Genomic DNA, 24031 nt, shown 5'->3' with positions numbered 1-24031 from the left:
ATTAATTGAGGATGCCATGAGCCAGCCGGTCATTACCCTGTGGTCCGATTCCGATTTTTTCTCTCCGTACGTGATGTCAGTCTACGTTTCCCTGCAGGAGAAGAGCCTGCCTTTTACGCTTAAAACCGTCAATCTGGATAGCGGCGAACACCTGCAGGCAGGCTGGAAGGGATACTCCGCCACCCGGCGCGTGCCGCTGCTGGAGGTTGACGATTTTGCCCTCAGCGAATCATCCGCGATTAGCGAATATCTCGACGAGCGCTTTGCCCCGCCGGAGTGGGAGCGGCTCTATCCCCACGATCTGCAGAAAAGAGCCCGTGCCCGTCAGGTTCAGGCCTGGCTGCGCAGCGATCTGCTGCCCATTCGCGAAGAGCGCTCTACCGACGTTATCTTCGCCGGGCAAAAGAAACCGGCGCTGAGCGCGGCGGGGCGCAGGAGCGCGGAAAAACTCTTCGAGACCGCTTCCGGGCTGCTGGCCCACGGCGGCACCAATCTCTTCGGCGAATGGTCAATTGCCGATACCGATCTCGCGCTTATGCTCAACCGGCTGGTGCTTAACGGCGATGAGGTGCCGGAGCGGCTGGCTGATTACGCCTCCTTCCAGTGGCAGCGGGCGTCCGTTCAGCGCTATGCCGCACTGTCGGCTAAACGCGCCGGCTGATTCGCCTTCGCGGTTCCGCTATCATGGGGCATCGTAATGCGTGGAGATGAAAAAATGCGGCTGATGTTTGCATCGGATATTCATGGCTCTTTGCCCGCCGCCGAGCGCGTGCTGGAACGGTTTGCGCAGAGCGGGGCGCAGTGGCTGATTATTCTGGGTGACGTGCTCAACCACGGGCCGCGTAACGCTCTCCCTGAGGGCTACGCGCCGGCAGAAGTTGCCGGGAAGCTCAATGGCGCTGCGGCGCGCATTATTGCCGTACGCGGCAACTGCGACAGCGAAGTCGATCAGATGCTGCTGGACTTTCCCATCACCGCACCCTGGCAGCAGGTTCTGACTGAAAGGTGTCGGCTGTTTCTGACTCACGGGCATCTGTACAGCCCCGAAAAATTGCCGTCGCTCTGCGCTGGCGATGTCCTGGTTTATGGTCATACTCATATTCCGGTAGCCGAGAAGCGCGGCGATATTTTTCTCTTTAACCCCGGTTCCGTGAGCATCCCCAAAGGGGGATTTCCCGCCAGCTATGGCCTCCTTGAAGGGGATCGACTGCAGGTTTTAGCTCTCGATGATCATCAGGTTATTGCAGAGGTGGCAATTAACCCGTAATTTACCCCCAACCGTAAAGACGCGCCGCAAGAGCGCTTTAAAAAGTAAGGTTTCCTGATGGCGGAACAGAACGATTTGGCAAGCACAGAATGGGTAGATATCGTTAATGAAAACAATGAGGTGATTGCGCAATCCAGCCGCGAGCAAATGCGCGCGCAGTGCCTGCGCCATCGTGCAACCTACATTGTCGTTCATGATGGGATGGGCAAAATTCTGGTGCAGCGTCGTACCGAGATAAAAGATTTTCAGCCGGGCATGCTGGATGCCACCGCCGGTGGCGTGGTGCAGGCCGACGAGCAGCTGCTGGATTCAGCGCGTCGCGAGGCCGAAGAGGAGCTGGGCATTGCCGGCGTACCCTTTGCCGACCACGGCCAGTTCTACTACGAAGATAAGCACTGCCGCGTCTGGGGAAGCCTGTTTAGCTGCGTGTCGCATGGCCCCTTTGCTTTGCAGGAAGAGGAGGTCAGCGAAGTGTGCTGGCTGACGCCGGAAGAGATCACCGCCCGCTGCGATGAGTTCACCCCGGATTCGTTAAAAGCGCTGGCGCTGTGGATGACCCGCAATGCCAACAACGAGTCGGCAAAACCGGAAAAGCAGGAAGAGGCCGAGTAGCCACCTAGCAGCTATCCCGCAGGCATAAACTGGAGACGATGGGTTTTCTGCCGCTCCAGTTTCCTTCATTAAGGCGCTCAAGAAGCGCGCGTCCAGCTTCAATACCAATCTTGTGATGCGGTACCGCCATCGTGGTTAGCGGCGGCTGGCAGACCCGGCTGACATCGCTATCGCCGAAGCCGACGACCGCCAAATCGTCCGGGACTTTAATACGCCGACGCTGGCATTCGTACAGCGCGCCGCACGCCAGCTCGTCGGAGACGCAGACCAGCGCATCCAGCTCCGGCCACGCCAGCAAAAATTCCGGTAGCTGCGAAGCGCCGGTGGAGAAACTGGGGGGAAGCGCGGCGTTAATCACCCTATTCGGCGACATATGGTGGCGCAGCATCGCTTTGTACCACCCCTGCAGATGCTGCTGAAAAATCCACTGCTCCTGGTTGGCGCACAGCAGGCCGATATTCTGATAGCCGCGATGAATGAGCATTTCGGTGAGCTCGAACATGGCGGCAACGTTATCAATGCCGATATTCATGTCAATCGGGTCGGCGCGCATGGCGCCCATCTCCATCACCGGAATCGACGCGTTATTCAGCCAGTGGCGGACGGTATCGCTATGTTCAACGCTGAGCAGAATGGCGGCCGCAATGTTCGATGCCAGCAGCGTTTCCAGCAGCGTCTCTTCCTGTTCAAGACGATGCTGCGACTCCGCCAGCATAATCTGATAACCCGCCGGCTGCAGCACCTGCTGAAGCCCGGCAAACATCGCGGAGCAGCCCGCTTCGGCAAGATTTGGCACCACCATGGCTATCGTTCTTGAGGAGGCGGAAGCCAGCGCGCTGGCGGCCAGATTGGGCATATATCCCAGCTCCTGCACCGCGGCTTCGATTTTTTCACGAAGCTTGTCGGAAACCTGCTCCGGCGTGCGCAGCGCACGCGAGACGGTCATCGTGCCCACGCCGGCAAGCTGGGCAACATCGGCGATCGTCACCTTACCGGTACTACGCCGTTTTCGGGTTAGAGACATACACATTCCTGCTGAACAGACGCTTTTCATTAGCATCCATCACTTTACGTTTCAGGGAGTATACGCCTTAAATCCACATTTTTGCTGCGTTTTCATATGATGATTGCGAATTGATAGCGCTATCACAATTTTGAATGTTATCTGTTGGTAGCGCTATCTTTGTGATCGCCGTCGCAGCTAACTGCTGTGCGCTTGAATAAAGTTTGCCCATCTTTTGCTAAAAGACGGGGGAGATAAAATGCTCAGTAAATGGATCTTTGATGCCACTATCACGCTCCGACAGAGCGTAGAAGAGTGGCCTCAGGCTCTTGAGGTTTGTGCCAGGCCGCTGCTCGAGGCCGGCGTTATTGCGCCAGAGTACGTGACCGCGATTGTGGAACAACATGCGAAGCTGGGACCCTACTATGTGCTGGCGCCGGGGCTGGCAATGCCGCATGCGCGGCCGGAAGAGGGGGCCAGAGGCCTCGGCCTTTCGCTGCTGAAGCTGGAGCAGGGCGTGTCGTTTGGTTCAGAAGAGTTCGACCCGGTCGATATTATTATTATGCTGGCGGCACCCGACAAGCATAGTCATATCGAGATGATTTCCGCGCTGGCTGAATTATTTTCCAGCGACGAAGATATGGAGCAATTACATCAGGCGAAAACCCTGGAGGAAATTAAAACGATAATCGCGCGATTCTGATCTTATTCATAACCTGATTTATAACCCATTACGCCCGGCGTGATGCGGACCAACTGTACCCAAAAAAGGTGATAACAATGAAAATTATGGCGATTTGTGGTTCTGGCCTGGGCAGTAGTTTTATGGTTGAAATGAATATTAAAAAGGTGCTTAAAAAGCTCGAAATAGAAGCGGAAGTTGAACACTCCGACCTCTCATCGGCAACGCCGGGAGCGGCAGATTTATTCGTGATGGCTAAAGACATCGCCGCCAGCGCCAGCGTGCCGGAAAGCCAGCTGGTGGTGATTACCAACATCATCGACATCAATGAACTCGAAGCGCAGCTGCGCGCGTGGTTCGCCAAACAATAACTATTTGTAGCGAGGCGGATATGTTTATCCTGGAAACGCTGAATTTTGTTGTTGATATTCTGAAAGTGCCCTCGGTGCTGGTGGGGTTAATTGCGCTGATCGGCCTGGTGGCACAAAAAAAATCATTTTCTGACGTCGTCAAAGGAACGATTAAAACCATTCTTGGCTTTATTGTTTTGGGCGGTGGGGCGACGGTATTAGTCGGCTCGCTGAATCCGCTGGGAGGCATGTTTGAACACGCCTTTAATATTCAGGGAATTATTCCAAATAACGAGGCGATTGTTTCTATTGCCCTCGAAAAATACGGCGCGTCAACCGCGCTGATTATGGCCTTTGGGATGGTCGCGAATATTATCGTCGCCCGCTTTACGCGGCTGAAGTATATCTTCCTGACCGGGCATCATACCTTCTATATGGCCTGTATGATCGGCGTGATCCTCACCGTGGCGGGCTTCGAAGGCGTGGGGCTGGTGTTTACCGGCTCGCTGATCTTAGGCCTGGTGATGGCGTTCTTCCCGGCGCTGGCGCAGCGCTATATGAAGCGAATTACCGGAACCGATGATATTGCCTTCGGCCACTTCGGTACCCTGGGCTACGTGCTTTCGGGCTGGATTGGCAGCGTCTGCGGAAAAGGCTCCCGCTCCACCGAAGAGATGAATCTGCCGAAGAATCTCAGCTTCCTGCGCGACAGCTCCATCTCTATCTCCCTGACGATGATGATTATCTACCTGATCATGGCCGTGAGCGCGGGACGTGAGTATGTGGAAAGCACCTTCAGCGGCGGCCAGAACTATCTGGTCTACGCCATCATCATGGCGATTACCTTCGCCGCCGGGGTGTTTATCATCCTGCAGGGGGTGCGCCTGATCCTCGCGGAAATCGTGCCGGCGTTTACCGGCTTCTCAGAAAAACTGGTGCCGAACGCGCGTCCAGCGCTGGACTGCCCGGTGGTTTACCCGTATGCGCCCAACGCGGTGCTGATCGGCTTCCTGTTCAGCTTCCTCGGTGGTCTGGTGGGGCTGTTCCTGCTCGGACAAATGAATCTGGTGCTGATTCTACCGGGCGTCGTGCCGCACTTTTTCACCGGCGCGACGGCGGGAGTTTTCGGCAACGCCACCGGCGGCCGTCGGGGGGCGATGATCGGCGCCTTTGCCAACGGCCTGCTGATCACCTTCCTGCCGGTGCTGCTGCTGCCGGTTCTGGGGGCGATTGGTTTTGCCAATACCACCTTCTCTGACGCCGACTTCGGCGCAATCGGCATCGTGCTTGGCAACCTGGCGCGCTACCTGTCGCCGTTTGCGATTACGGGTCTTGTTGTGGCGCTGTTCGCTCTGCTGGTTGCGTACAACGTCTTTGCGAAGAAGAAATCTGCGGGCAATGGCGCGCAGGAGAATACCGGAGCCAAATCATGAATGTGCAAGAAGTGACCCAACTGGCGCGCGACATTCGCGTCGCCACGCTTAAATCGCTGACCAATCTGGGTTTTGGCCACTACGGCGGCAGCATGTCGGTGGTCGAAACGCTGGCGGTGCTGTACGGCGCGGTGATGAAAATCGACCCCGCCGACCCGGACTGGCCGGAGCGCGACTACTTTGTGCTGTCAAAAGGCCATGCCGGCCCGGCGCTCTACAGCACCTTAGCCATCAAGGGCTATTTCCCGATGGAAGAGCTCAGTACGCTTAACCATAACGGAACTCGCCTGCCGAGCCACCCGGATCGCCTGAAAACGCGGGGAGTTGATGCGACCACCGGTTCGCTGGGGCAGGGGATTTCCATCGCCGGCGGCATGGCGCTCTCGCATAAGCTGGCCGGGCGTCCGAATCGGGTATTCTGCATTGTCGGCGACGGCGAGCTCAACGAGGGGCAGTGCTGGGAGGCGTTTCAGTTTATCGCCCACCATCGCCTGAATAACCTGACGGTGTTTGTTGACTGGAACAAGCTGCAGCTTGACGGCACGCTCGACGAAATTATCCGCGCCTTCAACCTCGAGGAGAAGTTCCGCGCCTTCGGTTTTGACGCCATCACCGTGAAGGGGGACGATATCGTCGGGCTGCTGGAGGCGGTACGGCCCGTGCCGGCCGCCGACGCCCGTCCGCGGGTGGTGATCCTCGACAGCATTAAGGGGCAGGGCGTGCCGTATCTCGAGCAGCTCAGCAACTCCCATCACCTGCGCCTGACGGATGAGATGACTGCGGCGCTGAACGAGACGATTCGTCAACTGGAGGCCGCACATGATTAACGTCGCACCCGCAGGACAAAAAGACGCCGTGGAAATGCGTAAAGTGTACGCCGGATTTGTTGCCCGGCAGATTGAGGCCGGGAGTGACATTATCGCCCTCGAAGCCGATCTGATGAGCTCGATGGCAATGGACGGCGTGGCGCGGGATTATCCTCAGCACGTGATCAATTGCGGCATTATGGAGGCCAACGTTATCGGGACCGCCGCCGGCCTGTCGCTGACCGGACGCCTGCCGTTTGTTCATACCTTTACCGCGTTTGCCAGCCGCCGCTGCTTCGACCAGCTGTTTATGGCGCTGGATTATCAGCGTAACAACGTCAAGGTCATTGCCTCCGACGCCGGCGTTACCGCCTGCCATAACGGCGGCACCCATATGTCGTTTGAAGATATGGGGATCGTTCGCGGCCTGGCGCACTCGGTGGTGCTGGAGGTCACCGATGCGGTGATGTTCGACGATATCCTGCGTCAGCTGATGACGCTCAACGGTTTCTACTGGGTGCGCACCATCCGCAAGCAGGCGCCGAGCGTCTACGCCCCGGGTTCAACGTTTACCATCGGCAAGGGCAACGTGCTGCGGGAAGGCGAAGATATTACCCTGATTGCCAACGGCATTATGGTGGCCGAGGCGCTGGAGGCGGCGCGACAGCTTGAGCAGGAGGGCGTTAGCGCGGCAGTAATCGATATGTTTACCCTCAAGCCTATCGACCGCATGCTGGTGAAAAATTATGCCGAGAAAACCGGGCGCATCGTGACCTGCGAAAACCACAGTATTCACAACGGGTTGGGCTCAGCCGTCGCCGAGGTGCTGGTGGAAACCTGTCCGGTGCCGATGCGCCGCGTGGGGGTGAAGGAGCGCTATGGCCAGGTCGGTACCCAGGATTTCCTGCAGAAGGAGTATGGCCTGACGGCCCATGACATAGTGTCGGCGGCGAGAGAGCTGCTGTAAATAAAAAAGGCGACCACGCGGTCGCCTTTGTTTTTACCGACCGGCGAAGGCGCCGGCGGAGAGTATTACTGCTGCTGCTGAGACGACTGAATCGCGGTCAGCGCGATGGTGTAGACGATATCGTCTACCAGCGCGCCGCGGGACAGGTCGTTCACCGGCTTACGCATACCCTGCAGCATCGGCCCGATGGAGATCAGGTCGGCAGAACGCTGTACGGCTTTGTAAGTGGTGTTACCGGTGTTCAGATCCGGGAAGATGAACACGGTGGCACGGCCGGCAACCGGAGAGTTCGGTGCCTTGGATTTTGCCACGTCAGCCATCACGGCGGCATCGTACTGCAGCGGGCCGTCGATCATCAGGTCAGGACGTTTTTCCTGCGCCAGACGCGTCGCTTCACGCACTTTTTCGACGTCACTACCGGCGCCGGAGGTGCCGGTGGAGTAGGAGAGCATCGCCACGCGCGGTTCAATGCCAAAGGCAATCGCGGAGTCTGCGGACTGAATCGCGATCTCTGCCAGCTGTTCTGCGGTTGGGTCCGGGTTAATCGCGCAGTCGCCGTACACGTAAACCTGTTCCGGCAGCAGCATGAAGAACACGGAGGAGACCAGAGAGCTGCCCGGCGCCGTTTTGATCAGCTGCAGCGGCGGACGAATGGTGTTGGCAGTGGTGTGTACCGCGCCGGACACCAGGCCGTCGACTTCGTCCTGTTCCAGCATCAGGGTGCCGAGAACCACGTTGTCTTCCAGCTGCTCGCGAGCAACCGCTTCGGTCATGCCCTTGCTCTTACGCAGTTCGACCAGGCGAGCCACGTAGCTTTCGCGAACCACTTCCGGATCGACGATTTCGATACCAGAACCCAGCTCTACGCCCTGAGCGGCGGCAACGCGGTTGATCTCATCCGGGTTACCCAGCAGCACGCAGGTTGCGATACCGCGTTCAGCACAGATTGCCGCGGCTTTAACGGTACGCGGCTCGTCGCCTTCCGGCAGAACGACGCGTTTGCCCGCTTTGCGCGCCAGCTCGGTGAGCTGGTAGCGGAAGGCCGGCGGAGAGAGGCGACGGCTGCGCTCGGAGGTCGCAGTCAGGGACTCGATCCAGTCGGCGTTGATGTAGCTTGCCACGTATTCCTGAACTTTCTCGATGCGCTCGTGATCGTCAACCGGAACTTCCAGGTTGAAGCTCTGCAGGCTCAGAGAGGTCTGCCAGGTGTTGGTGTTAACCATGAATACCGGCAGGCCGGTAGCAAACGCGCGTTCGCACAGCTTGCTCACGCGGGCGTCCATTTCATAGGCGCCGGTCAGCAGCAGCGCGCCGATTTCTACGCCGTTCATCGCCGCCAGGCAGGCTGCAACCAGCACGTCAGGACGATCGGCGGAGGTCACCAGCAGTGAACCTGCGCGGAAGTGTTCCAGCATGTGCGGAATGCTGCGCGCACAGAAGGTAACGGATTTCACGCGGCGGGTATTGATGTCGCCTTCATTGATGATGGTGGCATTCAGGTGGTGCGCCATATCGATTGCGCGGGTGGCAATCAGATCGAAGCTCCACGGCACCGCGCCGAGGATCGGCAGCGCGCTGCCGTTCTGCAGCTGAGCCGGATCGATCTTGACCACTTTCGCTTTCGAAGAGTCATCGAAAATTTCAGACAGGTCGGGACGGGTGCGTCCCTGCTCGTCAACCGGCGCGTTCAGCTTGTTGACGATAACACCGGTAATGTTGGTGTTCTTCGCGCCGCCGAAGCTGTTGCGGGTCAGTTCGATACGCTCGTTCAGCTGTTCCTGGGTGTCGGTGCCCTGAGACATCACGAAGACGATTTCAGCGTTCAGGGTTTTGGCGATTTCGAAGTTCAGCGACTGGGCAAACTGGTGTTTACGCGTCGGAACCAGGCCTTCTACCAGCACGACTTCAGCATCCTGAGTGCTTGCGTGATAGTTAGCAATGATCTCTTCCATCAGCACGTCTTTCTGGTTGCTGGACAGCAGCGACTCGACGTGGCTCATCTTCAGCGGCTCTGCGGCCGGAAGGTTGGAATTCGCGCGCACGATGGCGGTCGTCTGGTCAGGCGCATCGCCGCCAGCACGCGGTTGCGCGATAGGTTTAAAGACGCTCAGGCGAACGCCTTTACGTTCCATAGCACGGATAACACCGAGGCTGACGCTGGTCAGGCCTACGCTGGTTCCGGTAGGGATTAGCATGATTATACGGGACACGATATATCCTCTTTCGTTACCGCCAGTATCAGGCGGGATACAAAAACTGCACCCCCCAGCTTTCCGTCATACTTCAAGCTGCATACGCGTTGGCTTTTGCCCTTGCGGGCCGCCGCGACGACGGATTTGTCGCTCACCCCGGTCACGTACTTCTCTTACGCTCCCGGGGATTTGCTGCGTCGCCGCTTTCCTGCAACTCGAATTATTGAGGGTTATCGCTGGCGGTGTGCAATCAGGCGGTCAGACGGTTGGCGTCTTGCGCGATAACCAGCTCTTCGTTGGTCGGGATGACCAGTGCAGGGCGGGTACCTTCTTTGTTGATGAAGCCGGACTTGCCGAAACGGGCTGCCAGGTTGCGTTCATGGTCAACATCGAAGCCCAGTACGCCCAGTTTGCCCAGAGACAGTTCACGCACCATCGCCGCGTTTTCACCGATGCCGCCGGTGAAGATAACCGCGTCCAGACGACCGTCCATCAGCGCGGTGTAGGAGCCGATGTACTTCGCCAGGCGGTGGCAGTAAACGTCCATTGCGCGCTTAGCGTCTGCTTTATCCGCGTAGTTGTCTTCAACATAACGACAGTCGCTGGTGACTTCAGTCAGGCCGAGCAGGCCGGACTCTTTGGTCAGCATTTTGTTGATAGCATCAACGCTCATGCCCAGGGAGTCGTGCAGATGGAAGATGATTGCCGGGTCGATATCGCCTGAACGGGTACCCATGACCAGGCCTTCCAGCGGGGTCAGACCCATAGAGGTATCAACGCACTGGCCGTTACGGATAGCGGAAACGGAACCACCGTTGCCCAGATGGCAGGTGATGATGTTCAGCTCTTCAACCGGTTTGTTCAGGACTTTTGCTGCTTCCTGAGTCACGTAGAAGTGGCTGGTGCCGTGGGCGCCATAGCGACGGACGCCGTGCTCTTTGTAGAGGCTGTACGGCAGGGCGTAGAGGTAAGACTCTTCCGGCATGGTCTGATGGAACGCGGTGTCGAACACGGCAACGTTCTTGTTTTTCAGGTGCGGGAAGGATTTCAGCGCTTCAGCAATACCGATCAGATGCGCCGGGTTGTGCAGCGGTGCGAAAGAGGCGGAATCTTTGATGCCCTGAATGACGGAATCGTCAATCACCACGGAAGTGGTGTATTTCTCACCACCGTGAACGATACGATGGCCAATTGCGGTCAGCTGAGCAGACAGTTCTGGTTTTTGTGCCAGAATAGTGTTAACGATAAAGTTAAGCGCTTCACTGTGAGCGGCGCCAGCGCCTAAATCTGCTTCTTGTTTGCTGCCATCCATTTTCCATTTGATACGCGCTTCAGGAAGATGGAAACATTCGGCTAAACCGGACAGATATTCGTCACCGTTGAGAGCATCAATGATAGCAAATTTCAGTGAGGAACTACCGCAGTTCAGAACCAGTACTAGCTTACTCGACATGGAAGTACCTTTTATGATACGTGGCTAAAAAAACGTCATAGAGTCACAAAGCGTAGCGCAGGATGACATCGACATTTATGATTAACATCATGCCTTGTTCTGTTTCCGGGCACGATGAGATAAGTACATTTGATTTTATGCCATTTTGGATAATTTTCAGACAATGGCAGAATATGCGATAATTTGACTAACCTGGTAAAAGGGTCTATCGCCCTTTCAGGTGGGCACAGGATACCTGATTGCCGCACCCATTGCCAAAATGTTTTGAACGTTGTCATGCACAGTTGGTGTTTTGCACAAATATTTTAAGATTTATATGTAAAGTTGAGGTACAGCCATGTCGACACCCGAGAATCGCCCCGTTAGCTTTTTCAGCTTGTTTCGTCGCGGGCAGCATTACACAAAGACCTGGCCTTTAGATAAACGCCTCGCCCCGGTGTTTATTGAAAACCGCATTATTCGCGCCACCCGCTACGCGATTCGTATCATGCCGCCGGTCGCCGTCTTTACGCTGTGCTGGCAAATTGCTCTCGGCGGCCAGCTGGGTCCCGCGGTCGCCACGGCGCTGTTTGCGTTGAGTTTGCCCATGCAGGGACTGTGGTGGCTGGGTAAACGTTCGGTGACGCCGCTGCCGCCGTCAGTATTGAACTGGTTTTATGAAGTTCGCGGCAAGCTGCAGGAGGCGGGACAGGCGCTGGCGCCGGTTGACGGTAAGCCGGATTACCAGGCTTTAGCTGACACGCTTAAGCGCGCCTTCAAACAACTGGATAAAACTTTCCTTGATGATTTGTAATTCCCTAAGGAAAACGCATATAAAAGAAGGCGCATGATTAATGCGCCTTCTTTTTTCACGTCGTAAAGTGCCACAGGAGTCAAAAAATGGAAATGACCAATGCGCAGCGCCTGATTTTATCCAATCAGTACAAGATGATGACGATGCTCGACCCGGACAACGCTGAGCGCTATCGCCGTCTGCAGACCATCATCGAGCGTGGCTACGGGCTGCAGATGCGCGAACTGGACCGCGAATTCGGCGAGCTGACCGAGGAAACCTGCCGTACCGTCATCGATATCATGGAAATGTATCATGCGATGCACGTCTCCTGGACTAACCTCAAGGACGGCAGCGAAATCGACGAGCGCCGGGTGACCTTCCTGGGGTTCGACGTGGCCACCGAAGCGCGCCTCCTCGGCTACGTGCGCTTTATCGTCAACGTCGAGGGGCGCTATAGCCACTTTGACGCCGGCACTCACGGCTTCAATTCGCAAACGCCGATGTGGGAAAAATATCAGCGTATGCTCGCCGCCTGGCACTCATGCCCGCGCCAGTACCATTTGAGCAGCAACGAAATTAATCAAATTATCAACGCCTGATGGAGGTTTCCGTGCAGTGTAAAGGTTTTCTGTTCGATCTTGACGGGACGTTAGTCGATTCTTTGCCGGTGGTGGAACGCTCGTGGTGTACGTGGGCGGATCGTTTCGGCATCCCGCATGATGAAGTGCTGAACTTTATCCACGGCAAGCAGGCGATAACCTCTCTACGCCATTTTTTACCCGGGCGTAGCGAAGAGGAGATTCAGGCGGAATTCCGCTACCTCGAAGCGGTAGAGGCGCAGGATACCGACGGCATTACGGCGCTGCCGGGGGCGGTTGCGCTGCTGACTCAGCTGGATAGTGCAGGCATCCCGTGGGCTATCGTCACCTCCGGTTCGGTGCCCGTCGCCCACGCGCGCCATCGCGCGGGGGGCCTGCCCGATGCTAAAATTTTCGTCACGGCGGAGCGGGTTAAGCACGGCAAGCCGGCGCCTGATGCCTATCTGCTCGGGGCCGAGCTGCTGGGGCTGGCGCCGCAGGCGTGTGCGGTAGTTGAGGACGCGCCGGCGGGATTGCTTTCCGGGTTAAGCGCCGGATGCCGTACGATTGCCGTTAACGTGCCTGCCGACGCGCCGCGTCTCGATGAAGCAGACTTTGTGCTGACCAGCCTCGAAGAGCTGGAGATTGTCCGGCAGCCGGACGGCAACGTTAGCGTTACGCTTAAAGCATAATCTCATGATTTAGCCCCGCGCTGGCGGGGCTTTTTTGTGCCACAATTTCGACTCCATCTTCAGACAAGGATAAGTTGTGAACGGTGAACTGATTTGGGTGCTGTCTCTTCTTGCCGTTGCGGTCGTGCTTTTTGCCACCGGAAAAGTGCGCATGGATGCTATCGCGCTGCTGGTGATCGTCGCCTTCGTTCTCAGCGATACGCTGACTCTCAGCGAAGCGTTTTCCGGTTTTAGCGATCCGAACGTTATTCTTATCGCCGCGCTGTTTATCATCGGTGACGGCCTCGTGCGCACCGGCGTCGCAAGCAAAGTCGGCAGCTGGCTGGTGAAGGTAGCGGGCAGCAGCGAAACAAAAATGCTGATCTACCTGATGCTGACCGTCGCCGGGCTGGGCGCGTTTATGAGCTCCACCGGGGTGGTGGCTATTTTTATTCCGGTGGTGCTGAGCGTTTCTGCACGCATGAATACCTCCCCGTCGCGCCTGATGATGCCGCTGAGCTTTGCCGGGCTTATCAGCGGGATGATGACCCTGGTGGCCACGCCGCCTAACCTCGTAGTCAACAGCGAGCTGATACGCGAAGGGCTGCAGGGCTTTAGCTTCTTTAGCGTGACGCCCATTGGCCTGGTTGTTTTGGTGCTGGGCGTTTTCTACATGCTGGCGGTTCGCTTTATGCTGAAAGGCGACGAGAGCGAGCTGACGCGCGACGGGCGTAAGAGAAGCACCTTTCGCGATTTAATCAAAGAGTACCATTTAACCGGCAGGGCGCGTCGCCTGGCGATCCGCCCCGGCTCACCGATGATTGGCCTGCGCCTCGACGATCTTAAGCTGCGCGAGCGCTATTGCGCTAACGTGATCGGCGTGGAGCGCTGGCGCCGTTTTCGGCGGGTGATTGTGAACGTGAACGGGGTATCCGAGTTCCGCGCCCGCGACGTCCTGCTGATTGACATGTCGGCATCGGACGTCGATTTACGCCAGTTCTGCGGAGAGCAAATGCTTGAGCCGATGGTGCTGCGCGGGGAGTATTTCTCCGACCAGGCGCTGGATGTCGGCATGGCGGAGGTGACGCTGATCCCCGACTCGGAGCTTATCGGCAAAACGGTGCGTGAAATCGCCTTCCGCACCCGCTTTGGTCTCAATATTGTCGGCCTGAAGCGGGACGGTAAAGCCCTCGATGGCGCGGTGGTCGATGAGTCCCTGCAGCTTGGGGATATCATGCTGGTGGTCGGCAACTGGCGGCAGATTGCCCTGCTGGCGAAGCGCGGGCGTGATTTTGTGGTGCTAAATATGCCGATCGAGGTTAACGATGCCTCACCGGCCCACAGCCAGGCGCCGCACGCTATTTTCTGCCTGGTGCTGATGGTGGCCCTGATGCTCACCGATGAAATTCCCAACCCCATTGCCGCCATTATCTCCTGCCTTTTGATGGGGAAATTTCGCTGCATCAACGCCGAGAGCGCCTATAAGGCGATTCACTGGCCGAGCATTATTCTGATCGTCGGGATGATGCCCTTTGCGCTGGCGCTGCAGAAAACCGGCGGCGTGGATTTAGTGGTTCAGGGACTGATGGACGTTGCCGGCAGCAAAGGGCCCTATTTAATGCTGGGCTGCCTGTTTGTGATGTGCGCGGCCATTGGCTTGTTTATTTCAAACACCGCAACGGCGGTGCTGATGGCGCCGATTGCGCTGGCGGCGGCGAACTCAATGGGCGTGTCGCCTTACCCCTTTGCTATGGTGGTGGCGATGGCGGCTTCGGCGGCGTTTATGACTCCGGTATCTTCACCGGTTAACACCCTGGTACTGGGTCCCGGTAAATACTCGTTCAGCGATTTTGTGAAGATCGGCGTGCCTTTTACCGTGCTGGTGATGGTGGTTTGCGTGCTGCTGATCCCGGTTCTGTTCCCGTTCTGAGCCCGGTTTCCTCATGGCCCGGCCGTCGGCCGGGCTGGCGTCGATTTTACAGCGGGGAGTCCTGGCTGATTTCATCCAGAGAGAGATGAAAGCTCGGGACAAACACCTGCATAAAATAATCCATTTCATCGCTGCGGCGGGATTCCAGCGTTTTCTCGAGCCGGCCTTTGGCCAGTAAAAATTCGTTATTTCCGGCCGACAGCTCTTCGAGGCATTTCAGATAGGCGCAGAGCGCATCGGCCTGCTTGACGATTGATTTTTCCTCTTCGCTGTAGCTGTGTTCATCAATCAGCGGCGCAAAAATATCGCGCAGTTCGGCGGGGACCATATCGATCAGCTTCTGCTGGGCAATTTTCTCAATGGCCTTATATTCCTGGGCGATCTGCGAGTTGAAATATTTTACCGGTGTCGGCAGATCGCCGGTTAAAACTTCCGACGCATCATGGTACATCGCCAGTAGCGCAATGCGCTCGGCGTTAACGTTGCCCGCAAACTTACGATTCTTAATTGCCGCCAGCGCATGGGCGACCATGGCGACCTGCAGACTATGCTCGGACACGTTTTCGGTGCGCACGTTGCGCATCAGCGGCCAGCGGTTAATCAGCTTCAGGCGGGAGAGGTGGGCAAAGAAATGACTCTGACTCATAAGGACCCTTAATCAGTGACGACATCGGGTTCCATTGTGCGCAGGGATTGCCGCCGGATGCAAATACCGGCGGCGGGTTCGACTTATCAGAGCTGGTGATAGCCGGAGAGGAAGCGGCCGAAACGTGAAATGGCCATTTCCAGATCGTCTTCGCGAGGCAGGGTCACGATACGCACGTGATCCGGCCAGGGCCAGTTAAAGGCGGTACCCTGTACCAGCAGCACTTTCTCCTGCAGCAGGAAGTCGAGCACCATCTTCTGATCGTCGTGAATGTTAAAGCGCTTAGCGTCGATTTTCGGGAACATATAGAGCGCGCCTTTCGGCTTCACGCAGGAGACGCCCGGGATCTCGTTAATCAGCTCCCAGGCGCGGTTACGCTGCTCATACAGGCGTCCGCCGGGAACAATAAACTCGCTAATGCTTTGATAGCCGCCAAGGGCCGTCTGAATGGCATGCTGCGCCGGAACGTTGGCGCACAGGCGCATGGAGGCCAGCATTTCCAGGCCTTCGATATAGCCCTTAGCGTGTTTTTTCGGTCCGTTCAACACCATCCAGCCCTGGCGGAAGCCGGCGACGCGATAGGTTTTTGACAGGCCGTTAAAGGTAATCGTCAGCAGATCGGGAGCCAGCGCGGCGATCGAGTGGTGCTGGGCTTCGTCGTACAGGATCTTGTCGTAGATTTCATCAGCAAAGATGATCAGATTATGCTGACGAGCAATTTCGACGATCTCCAGCAGCAGCTCTTTTGAATAGACCGCGCCGGTCGGGTTGTTCGGGTTAATAATCACGATCCCGCGGGTGCGTGGGGTGATTTTTGCGCGAATATCGTCGAGATCCGGGAACCAGTCGGCGGACTCATCGCAAAGATAGTGCACTGCTTTACCGCTGGAGAGCGATACCGCCGCCGTCCACAGGGGATAATCCGGCGCCGGGACCAGCATTTCGTCACCGCTGTTCAGCAGCGCCTGCATGGCCTGGACAATCAGTTCCGATACGCCGTTGCCGATATAAATATCTTCAACCGTCACGTCGCGCATGCCGCGGGCCTGATAGTGCTGCATGATAGCTTTGCGTGCCGAGTAGAGGCCCTTAGAGTCGCAGTAGCCCTGGGCGGTCGGTAAATTACGAATGACGTCAACGAGGATTTCATCCGGGGCATCGAAGCCAAACGGCGCCGGGTTGCCGATGTTCAGCTTGAGGACTTTATTGCCTTCTTCTTCAAGGCGCTTCGCTTCTTTGAGAACCGGGCCGCGGATGTCGTAACAGACGTTGTCTAACTTGCTGGATTTTTCGATAGGGGACATGAATCTTTGCCTTTTTAGCTGTTATCGCCACTCCCTGCCGTGGAAGTCAGCTCGGAACAATGTACTCTTCATCCCCGCTGTTTTGAAGGGTTAGCAGGAGAAGATTTTGCTAATGTCCTTTTTTTAGGGTAATCGATTTATCTGTTGATTGGCTTTAGCGTTTATAGAATATGCCTGTAAGTCGTATTTTATTGGTCAGATATTGTGGTTTTATCGCCATATGATGAGCGTTTATCTGGTTTGAGGCGGTGGGGAGGTCCTGCGCTGATACTTTTTTGCTCACAAAAAAGCGCTATGCTTTTAACTAACCGGGGAAGACTGTAGCGGTAATGTTAAATATACTTAATAAAAACATTTAAGAGATTAATGAGTCTTATTTTTTGGCAATGAATAATCCTGGTTTTGTTAATTTAATTAAAGTCCTGAAAAAATGTTTAAAATTATCTTTAATAATACTGATTTGCCCTTATAAATAAGGCTGTTTTCGGTTAGGATGTCGTTGTTAATATCAAATAAACCCCGAAAATAATGCGGGTTTTCTTATTAATATATTGTTATTGCAGGCTTTTTGTTTGTCGTTCAGCAAGCTTTTGCGCAGGCAGACTGCGTATTGACGTGCAGGGCTGCGCTGTAGATGGCTTTTTTGAATCAGATCACATAAAGCGGCTCGCCGTAATTAGAAAAAGCTTAGGCGTACGAACAAAATATGACTCAGAGGTTCCGCACAATTGACGCGGACGAGTACTTTCAAATGCAATAACGTTCTTCCAGCTGTCGCCCGTTTCCTTTTTGCGGATGACACGAGGCTCAAGGAATAGCCGGAAACCTGGAGCACAGCATCAACAAGGCAGGTCAGCGATAGCTACCTGTGAGTGAAGCAACATGATAAATGCAAATCGTCCAATACTAAATCTCGACCTCGATCTGCTGAGAACGTTTGTTGCCGTTGCCGATTTGAGTACGTTTGCTGCCGCCGCTACGGCAGTACGCCGTACCCAGTCTGCGGTGAGCCAGCAGATGCAGCGGCTGGAGCAGCTGGTCGGAAAAGAGCTCTTTGCCCGCCACGGGCGCAATAAGCTATTAACTGAGCAGGGCATTCAGCTGCTCGGCTATGCGCGTAAAATTCTGCGCTTTAACGATGAAGCCTGCATGTCGTTGATGTTTAGCAGCCTGCAGGGGACGTTGACTATCGGCGCCACCGACGAAACGGCGGATACCATTTTGCCGTTTTTGCTTAATCGGATTGGCAGCTTCTACCCGAGGCTGACCCTCGAAATTAAGGTTCTCAACCATACCGAGGTAGTTGAGAGGCTGGCAGACGGTGCGATAGATCTCGCGTTGACCACCCATCAGTCTGACAGCTTTGAAATGCTGACGCTGCGCACGTCGCCAACCCTGTGGTACTGCGCGGCGGACTACGTGCTGCCGCACGAGGCGTCGGTACCGCTGATCCTGCTTGAGGGGCCCGGGCCCTTTCGGGATGATATTACCTCGGCGCTCAATAGCGCGAAGACGCCGTGGCATTTGGCCCACTCGGCATCCTCACTGGCGGGCGTTAAAGCGGCGGTGAAAGCCGGACTTGGCGTGACGGCGCGGCCGGTTGAGATGATGAGCCCCGAGCTGCGGGTGGTTGGCAAGAGCGACGGCCTGCCGGGATTACCGGATACTCGCTACGTTTTGAGCTGCGATCCGCAGAGCGTGAGCGAACTGGCGCAGGCCATCTTTCAGTCGCTGAGCCAGGACCATAACCCCTGGTCGTCGGACCCGCTCTTTACCCCCGAAGGGGGAGGCCATACCCTCATCTCCTGAGGGGGATTTAAGCCACATTGATCACAAAAAGCTGGTAACAAAATGTAAATGCAAAAAAGAGCCGCTGAGGTGAGAATTAGACCCTGCGGTTCTTTTTTTTCTTATTTTACAGTGGTTTTTAATATATTGTTGTTTTATTGTTATTAATATCAGTTGTTTAGCGACAATCCGACCGACACTTCTCTACTTTTCCCTGCACTTTCAATAGTTCATGCTAATGTTAAAAAACCGGCCAGTTTGTTGCTGTTTTTTTGGTTTAATTAACAAAAGCGTGTCACAGATCAAGAAAATACCCCTCCTTAGGGGGAGGAATCGAGGCTAAATCCTGTCAAAATAGACGGGTAATTATGATTTACAATGGAAACGGACACGATTCAACAACACTAAATCCAATTGGTATGCAAGGTTATTTCGCATAAAAGGGCATTTAATGTTAATGAAAAAAACCTAATGTAAATTAATGTTGTTAAAACTTTTGTTGAAGTTGACAAAAGGTTAAAGAAAGGGGTAAAAAGCCAGCGCATATGGCCTTCTACGATAAGTAGGGACGCTTTTTTGCAAGGTTATTTTTTTTATTCCTCCCCGTGAAACGCTGTGGCGTTCATCTGCCAGTAAGAGCAGAGGGTTTAGCGCTACACTTTTTTGGTTAAGCAATGCGTATGTCAACATCCACTGAAGTCATCGCTCATCATTGGGCATTCGCTATATTTCTCATCATTGCCATCGGCCTGTGCTGCCTGATGCTTGTCGGGGGCTGGTACCTCGGCGGTCGCGCGCGCGCGCGAAGCAAAAACACGCCGTTTGAATCGGGGATCGACTCCGTTGGTTCGGCTCGCTTACGTCTTTCTGCGAAGTTTTATCTGGTTGCCATGTTCTTCGTTATCTTCGACGTGGAAGCCCTGTATCTCTACGCATGGTCGACCTCTATCCGTGAAAGCGGTTGGGTTGGCTTTGTGGAAGCCGCAATTTTCATTTTAGTGCTACTGGCTGGTCTGGTTTATCTCGTTCGTATCGGCGCACTGGACTGGACGCCTGCGCGTTCCCGTCGCACGTTGGTTAACTCAGAAACAGACAGTCCCACTAACCGTCATATGCAGTAAAAGCGAGGCAATAAGATGGATTATACGCTCACCCGCATAGATCCTAACGGTGAGAACGACCGTTACCCCCTGCAAAAACAGGAGATCGTAACTGACCCCCTGGAGCAAGAAGTCAACAAAAGCGTGTATATGGGGAAACTCGAACACGCGCTGCATGACATGGTGAACTGGGGCCGTAAGAACTCAATCTGGCCCTATAACTTCGGCCTTTCTTGCTGCTACGTAGAAATGGTGACGTCATTCACTGCGGTGCATGACGTCGCGCGTTTTGGCGCAGAAGTTCTGCGTGCCTCTCCTCGTCAGGCTGACCTGATGGTGGTCGCGGGCACCTGCTTCACCAAGATGGCACCGGTTATTCAGCGTCTTTACGATCAGATGCTGGAGCCGAAATGGGTTATTTCCATGGGGGCGTGTGCCAACTCCGGCGGTATGTACGATATTTATTCTGTCGTGCAGGGCGTAGATAAATTTATTCCGGTTGATGTTTACATCCCGGGCTGTCCGCCGCGTCCGGAAGCTTATATGCAGGCGCTGATGCTGCTGCAGGAATCCATTGGTAAAGAGCGCCGTCCTCTCTCGTGGGTGGTTGGCGATCAGGGCGTTTATCGCGCCAATATGCAGTCGGAACGTGAGCGTAAACGCGGCGAACGCATTGCAGTGACCAATCTGCGGACTCCGGACGAGATTTAATTTGCGCCTGCGGGCGGCGGCAAAATACTTCGCAAATCAATCTACAACAGCGCGAAGCGTCGCCCGGCAGTCACCACGGACCTTTTGCAATGGTGAACAATATGACCGATTTAAACGCGCATGACGCCGCACCAGCCTGGCAAACCCGCGATCACCTTGATGACCCGGTGATCGGCGAACTGCGCAATCGTTTTGGCCCGGATGCCTTTACCGTTCAGCCAACTCGTACCGGCGTACCGGTAGTTTGGGTGAAGCGCGAGCAGCTGCTTGAGGTGGCCGATTTCCTGAAGAGATTGCCAAAACCTTACATCATGCTGTTCGATCTGCACGGCATGGACGAACGTCTGCGCACCCACCGTGACGGGCTACCCGCCGCGGATTTCTCCGTTTTCTATCACCTGATTTCTATTGAACGCAATCGCGATATCATGCTCAAGGTAGCATTATCCGAAAACGATCTGCGCGTTCCGACATTGACCAAACTGTTCCCTAACGCCAACTGGTATGAGCGTGAAACGTGGGAAATGTTTGGCATCGATATCGAAGGCCACCCGCACCTGACGCGCATCATGATGCCGCCGACCTGGGAAGGCCACCCGCTGCGTAAAGACTATCCGGCACGCGCCACCGAATTCGACCCGTTTGAGCTGACGAAAGCGAAACAGGATCTGGAAATGGAAGCGCTGACCTTCAAGCCGGAAGAGTGGGGCATGAAGCGCGGGACCGAAAATGAGGACTTTATGTTCCTTAACCTCGGCCCGAACCACCCCTCCGCGCACGGTGCTTTCCGTATCGTTCTGCAGCTGGATGGCGAAGAGATCGTCGACTGCGTTCCGGATATCGGCTACCACCACCGCGGCGCCGAAAAGATGGGCGAGCGCCAGTCGTGGCACAGCTACATTCCTTACACCGACCGTATCGAATATCTCGGCGGCTGCGTCAATGAGATGCCGTACGTGCTGGCGGTAGAAAAGCTGGCGGGTATTACCGTGCCGGATCGCGTCAACGTGATTCGCGTGATGCTCTCCGAGCTGTTCCGCATCAACAGCCACCTGCTGTATATCTCCACCTTTATTCAGGACGTTGGCGCCATGACGCCGGTGTTCTTTGCCTTTACCGATCGCCAGAAAATCTACGATCTGGTAGAAGCCATCACCGGTTTCCGTATGCACCCTGCGTGGTTCCGCATCGGCGGCGTCGCGCATGACCTGCCGCGCGGCTGGGATCGCCTGCTGCGTGAATTCCTTGAGTGGATGCCAAAGCGTCTGGATTCCTACGAAAAGGCCGCGCTGCGTAACAGCATTCTGATTGGCCGTTCGAAAGGGGTGGCCGCTTACAATGCGAAAGAAGCGCTGGAGTGGGGCACCACCGGTGCTGGCCTGCGCGCCACCGGCATTGGCTTCGACGTGCGTAAATGGCGTCCGTATTCAGGCTATGAAAACTTCGACTTTGAAATCCCGACCGGCGGCGGCATCTCCGACTGCTACACCCGCGTGATGTTGAAAGTCGAAGAGCTGCGCCAGAGCCTGCGCATCCTTCAGCAGTGTCTCGATAATATGCCGGAAGGGCCGTTTAAGGCGGATCACCCGCTGACTACGCCGCCGCCGAAAGAGCGCACGCTGCAGCATATCGAAACCCTGATCACCCACTTCCTGCAGGTTTCCTGGGGCCCGGTGATGCCGGCCAACGAATCCTTCCAGATGGTTGAAGCGACGAAGGGTATTAACAGTTACTACCTGACCAGTGACGGCAGCACCATGAGCTATCGCACCCGTATCCGCACGCCGAGCTATGCGCACCTGCAGCAGATTCCGGCGGCGATTCGCGGCAGCCTGGTATCCGATCTTATCGTATATCTGGGTAGTATCGATTTTGTTATGTCAGACGTGGACCGCTAATTATGCACGAAAATCAACAACCACAAACCGAGGCTTTTGAGCTGAGTGCGGCAGAACGTGAGGCAATTGAGCACGAGAAGCACCACTACGAAGACCCGCGTGCGGCGTCCATCGAAGCGCTGAAGATCGTTCAGAAACAGCGTGGCTGGGTGCCGGATGGCGCGATCTATGCGATCGCCGACGTGCTGGAGATCCCGGCAAGCGATGTCGAAGGCGTTGCCACCTTCTACAGCCAGATCTTCCGTCAGCCGGTTGGCCGTCACGTTATTCGCTACTGCGACAGCGTGGTGTGTCACATCACTGGCTATCAGGGGATTCAGGCAGCACTTGAGCAAAAGCTGAATATCAAGCCGGGTCAGACAACGTTTGATGGCCGCTTTACCCTGTTACCGACCTGCTGTCTGGGTAACTGTGATAAAGGCCCAAGCATGATGATTGATGAAGACACCCACAGTCATCTGACGCCGGAAGGAATTCCTGATTTGCTGGAGCGGTATAAATGAAAAACGTTATCCGAACTCCCGAAACGCATCCGCTAACCTGGCGCCTGCGCGATGACAAACAGCCGGTATGGCTGGATGAGTATCAGAGCAAAAACGGCTACGAGGGCGCCCGTAAGGCGCTGCTGGGCCTGGCGCCGGATGAGATCGTCAACCAGGTGAAAGACGCCGGCCTGAAAGGGCGCGGCGGCGCGGGCTTCTCCACCGGTCTGAAGTGGAGCCTGATGCCGAAAGACGAATCCATGAACATCCGTTACCTGCTGTGTAACGCCGATGAGATGGAGCCGGGCACCTATAAAGACCGCCTGCTGATGGAGCAGCTGCCGCACCTGCTGGTGGAAGGCATGCTGATCTCCGCGTTTGCGCTGAAAGCGTACCGCGGCTACATCTTCCTGCGCGGCGAATATATTGAAGCGGCGGTTCATTTACGCCGCGCCATTGCCGAAGCGACCGAAGCCGGCCTGCTGGGCAAAAACATTCTCGGCACCGGTTTCGATTTCGAACTGTTCGTGCACACCGGGGCAGGGCGCTACATCTGCGGCGAAGAGACCGCGCTGATTAACTCCCTCGAAGGTCGTCGCGCCAACCCGCGCTCCAAGCCGCCGTTCCCGGCGAGCTCCGGCGTGTGGGGTAAGCCGACCTGCGTCAACAACGTTGAAACCCTGTGTAACGTCCCGGCCATTCTGGCCAACGGCGTCGAATGGTACCAGAACATCTCTAAGAGCAAAGATGCGGGTACCAAGCTGATGGGCTTCTCTGGTCGAGTGAAGAACCCGGGCCTGTGGGAGCTGCCGTTCGGCACCACCGCGCGTGAAATCCTCGAAGATTATGCCGGCGGTATGCGCGATGGCCTGAAGTTTAAAGCCTGGCAGCCGGGTGGCGCGGGTACGGACTTCCTGACCGAAGCGCATCTCGATCTGCCGATGGAGTTCGAAAGTATTGGCAAGGCGGGCAGCCGTCTGGGGACGTCGCTGGCGATGGCCGTTGACCACGAGATCAATATGGTATCGCTGGTGCGTAACCTTGAAGAGTTCTTCGCCCGCGAGTCCTGCGGCTGGTGTACGCCGTGCCGCGACGGCCTGCCGTGGAGCGTGAAGATCCTGCGCGCCCTTGAGCGCGGTGAAGGCCAGCCGGGTGATATCGAGACACTTGAGCAACTGTGTCGATTCCTTGGGCCGGGTAAAACCTTCTGCGCGCATGCGCCAGGCGCGGTCGAACCGCTGCAAAGCGCCATTAAATATTTCCGCGACGAATTCGAAGCAGGCATTAAGCAGCAGTTCAGTAATACCCATGCAATCAACGGGATTCAGCCGAACCTGCTTAAGACGCGCTGGTGATTCCCACAACTCATTCAGGCTGTAGCAA

23 protein-coding genes are annotated in these 24031 nt (G+C 55.8%); 18 read left to right on the top strand and 5 right to left on the bottom strand.

The window, feature by feature from the left end:
• The first annotated feature begins 16 nt into the window (after positions 1–16).
• The 3 genes from yfcF to yfcD are packed head-to-tail and all read left to right on the top strand — an operon-like array spanning position 17 to position 1879.
• Entirely contained in the window at positions 17–661 is a 645-nt protein-coding gene (gene yfcF, locus EDF75_RS11120; protein WP_133599246.1) for a glutathione transferase, read from the top strand.
• Positions 662–715: 54 nt separating this feature from the next.
• Positions 716–1267 (top strand): phosphodiesterase, encoded by a 552-nt coding sequence (gene yfcE / locus EDF75_RS11115; protein WP_133599244.1) that lies wholly within the window; start codon positions 716–718, stop codon positions 1265–1267.
• 57 nt (positions 1268–1324) lie between these two features.
• Positions 1325–1879 carry an NUDIX hydrolase YfcD gene (gene yfcD, locus EDF75_RS11110; RefSeq protein WP_045856070.1) on the top strand — a complete coding sequence of 185 codons (555 nt, stop codon included), beginning with the start codon at positions 1325–1327 and terminating at the stop codon, positions 1877–1879.
• Between the two features lie 4 nt (positions 1880–1883).
• On the opposite strand, the gene EDF75_RS11105 is transcribed toward yfcD, so the two are convergent.
• Complete coding sequence (locus EDF75_RS11105) at positions 1884–2903, bottom strand: LacI family DNA-binding transcriptional regulator (protein ID WP_133599242.1); 1020 nt, start codon at positions 2901–2903, stop codon at positions 1884–1886.
• 238 nt (positions 2904–3141) lie between these two features.
• Here EDF75_RS11105 and EDF75_RS11100 point away from each other — a divergent pair, with 238 nt between their 5' ends.
• The 5 genes from EDF75_RS11100 to EDF75_RS11080 all read left to right on the top strand — a co-directional run bounded on the left by EDF75_RS11100 (position 3142) and on the right by EDF75_RS11080 (position 7120).
• Positions 3142–3585 carry a PTS sugar transporter subunit IIA gene (locus EDF75_RS11100; RefSeq protein WP_076945798.1) on the top strand — a complete coding sequence of 148 codons (444 nt, stop codon included), beginning with the start codon at positions 3142–3144 and terminating at the stop codon, positions 3583–3585.
• Between the two features lie 77 nt (positions 3586–3662).
• Positions 3663–3935, top strand: coding sequence for a PTS sugar transporter subunit IIB (locus EDF75_RS11095; RefSeq protein ID WP_041146575.1), 273 nt, complete (start codon positions 3663–3665; stop codon positions 3933–3935).
• A 20-nt stretch (positions 3936–3955) separates the two neighbouring features.
• Positions 3956–5347 carry a PTS ascorbate transporter subunit IIC gene (locus EDF75_RS11090; protein ID WP_045856066.1) on the top strand — a complete coding sequence of 464 codons (1392 nt, stop codon included), beginning with the start codon at positions 3956–3958 and terminating at the stop codon, positions 5345–5347.
• Entirely contained in the window at positions 5344–6174 is an 831-nt protein-coding gene (locus EDF75_RS11085) for a transketolase (RefSeq protein ID WP_159236757.1), read from the top strand. The genes EDF75_RS11090 and EDF75_RS11085 overlap by 4 nt, the downstream gene beginning before the upstream one ends.
• The gene (locus tag EDF75_RS11080) at positions 6167–7120 is read left to right on the top strand and encodes a transketolase family protein (protein ID WP_133599238.1); all 954 of its coding nucleotides are present in this window, start codon (positions 6167–6169) and stop codon (positions 7118–7120) included. The genes EDF75_RS11085 and EDF75_RS11080 overlap by 8 nt, the downstream gene beginning before the upstream one ends.
• Positions 7121–7185: 65 nt before the next feature.
• On the opposite strand, the gene pta is transcribed toward EDF75_RS11080, so the two are convergent.
• Positions 7186–9330: a phosphate acetyltransferase gene (gene pta, locus EDF75_RS11075; RefSeq protein ID WP_133599236.1), complete on the bottom strand. Its 2145-nt coding sequence runs from the start codon at positions 9328–9330 to the stop codon at positions 7186–7188.
• Positions 9331–9562: 232 nt separating this feature from the next.
• A complete protein-coding gene (gene ackA / locus EDF75_RS11070) occupies positions 9563–10765 on the bottom strand; it encodes an acetate kinase (protein WP_133599234.1) in 1203 nt (400 codons plus the stop codon).
• A 337-nt stretch (positions 10766–11102) separates the two neighbouring features.
• On the opposite strand from ackA, the gene yfbV reads away from it, so the two are divergent.
• From yfbV to EDF75_RS11050, 4 genes are all read left to right on the top strand, one after another.
• Complete coding sequence (gene yfbV / locus EDF75_RS11065; RefSeq protein WP_041146569.1) at positions 11103–11558, top strand: terminus macrodomain insulation protein YfbV; 456 nt, start codon at positions 11103–11105, stop codon at positions 11556–11558.
• 86 nt (positions 11559–11644) lie between these two features.
• Positions 11645–12139 (top strand): YfbU family protein, encoded by a 495-nt coding sequence (locus tag EDF75_RS11060; RefSeq protein ID WP_041146568.1) that lies wholly within the window; start codon positions 11645–11647, stop codon positions 12137–12139.
• Positions 12140–12150: 11 nt separating this feature from the next.
• A complete protein-coding gene (locus EDF75_RS11055; RefSeq protein ID WP_076945850.1) occupies positions 12151–12810 on the top strand; it encodes a sugar phosphatase in 660 nt (219 codons plus the stop codon).
• 76 nt (positions 12811–12886) lie between these two features.
• A complete protein-coding gene (locus tag EDF75_RS11050) occupies positions 12887–14719 on the top strand; it encodes an SLC13 family permease (protein ID WP_133599232.1) in 1833 nt (610 codons plus the stop codon).
• 46 nt (positions 14720–14765) lie between these two features.
• On the opposite strand, the gene yfbR is transcribed toward EDF75_RS11050, so the two are convergent.
• Both yfbR and alaA read right to left on the bottom strand, forming a co-directional pair.
• On the bottom strand, positions 14766–15365 hold the full coding sequence (gene yfbR, locus EDF75_RS11045; protein ID WP_133599230.1) for a 5'-deoxynucleotidase: 600 nt from the start codon (positions 15363–15365) through the stop codon (positions 14766–14768).
• 86 nt (positions 15366–15451) lie between these two features.
• Positions 15452–16669: an alanine transaminase AlaA gene (gene alaA / locus EDF75_RS11040; RefSeq protein ID WP_041146565.1), complete on the bottom strand. Its 1218-nt coding sequence runs from the start codon at positions 16667–16669 to the stop codon at positions 15452–15454.
• A gap of 882 nt (positions 16670–17551) precedes the next feature.
• Here alaA and EDF75_RS11035 point away from each other — a divergent pair.
• The 6 genes from EDF75_RS11035 (at position 17552) to nuoF (ending at position 24003) form a co-directional block, all read left to right on the top strand.
• A complete protein-coding gene (locus tag EDF75_RS11035) occupies positions 17552–18478 on the top strand; it encodes a LysR family transcriptional regulator (RefSeq protein WP_133599228.1) in 927 nt (308 codons plus the stop codon).
• 653 nt (positions 18479–19131) lie between these two features.
• Positions 19132–19578: an NADH-quinone oxidoreductase subunit NuoA gene (gene nuoA, locus EDF75_RS11025; protein WP_004865103.1), complete on the top strand. Its 447-nt coding sequence runs from the start codon at positions 19132–19134 to the stop codon at positions 19576–19578.
• Positions 19579–19593: 15 nt separating this feature from the next.
• On the top strand, positions 19594–20268 hold the full coding sequence (gene nuoB, locus EDF75_RS11020; RefSeq protein ID WP_002913178.1) for an NADH-quinone oxidoreductase subunit NuoB: 675 nt from the start codon (positions 19594–19596) through the stop codon (positions 20266–20268).
• An 89-nt stretch (positions 20269–20357) separates the two neighbouring features.
• Positions 20358–22166 carry an NADH-quinone oxidoreductase subunit C/D gene (gene nuoC, locus EDF75_RS11015; protein ID WP_041146563.1) on the top strand — a complete coding sequence of 603 codons (1809 nt, stop codon included), beginning with the start codon at positions 20358–20360 and terminating at the stop codon, positions 22164–22166.
• Positions 22167–22168: 2 nt separating this feature from the next.
• Positions 22169–22669: an NADH-quinone oxidoreductase subunit NuoE gene (gene nuoE, locus EDF75_RS11010; RefSeq protein ID WP_041146562.1), complete on the top strand. Its 501-nt coding sequence runs from the start codon at positions 22169–22171 to the stop codon at positions 22667–22669.
• Entirely contained in the window at positions 22666–24003 is a 1338-nt protein-coding gene (gene nuoF / locus EDF75_RS11005) for an NADH-quinone oxidoreductase subunit NuoF (RefSeq protein WP_045856046.1), read from the top strand. Before nuoE ends, nuoF begins: the two co-directional genes overlap by 4 nt.
• The last annotated feature ends 28 nt before the right edge of the window (positions 24004–24031 follow it).

It is taken from the genome of Klebsiella sp. BIGb0149 (assembly GCF_004362605.1).
Lineage (GTDB): Bacteria > Pseudomonadota > Gammaproteobacteria > Enterobacterales > Enterobacteriaceae > Klebsiella > Klebsiella terrigena.
Note: the sequence above shows the minus strand (reverse complement) of the source record. Positions and strands in the feature narration are given on the sequence as shown.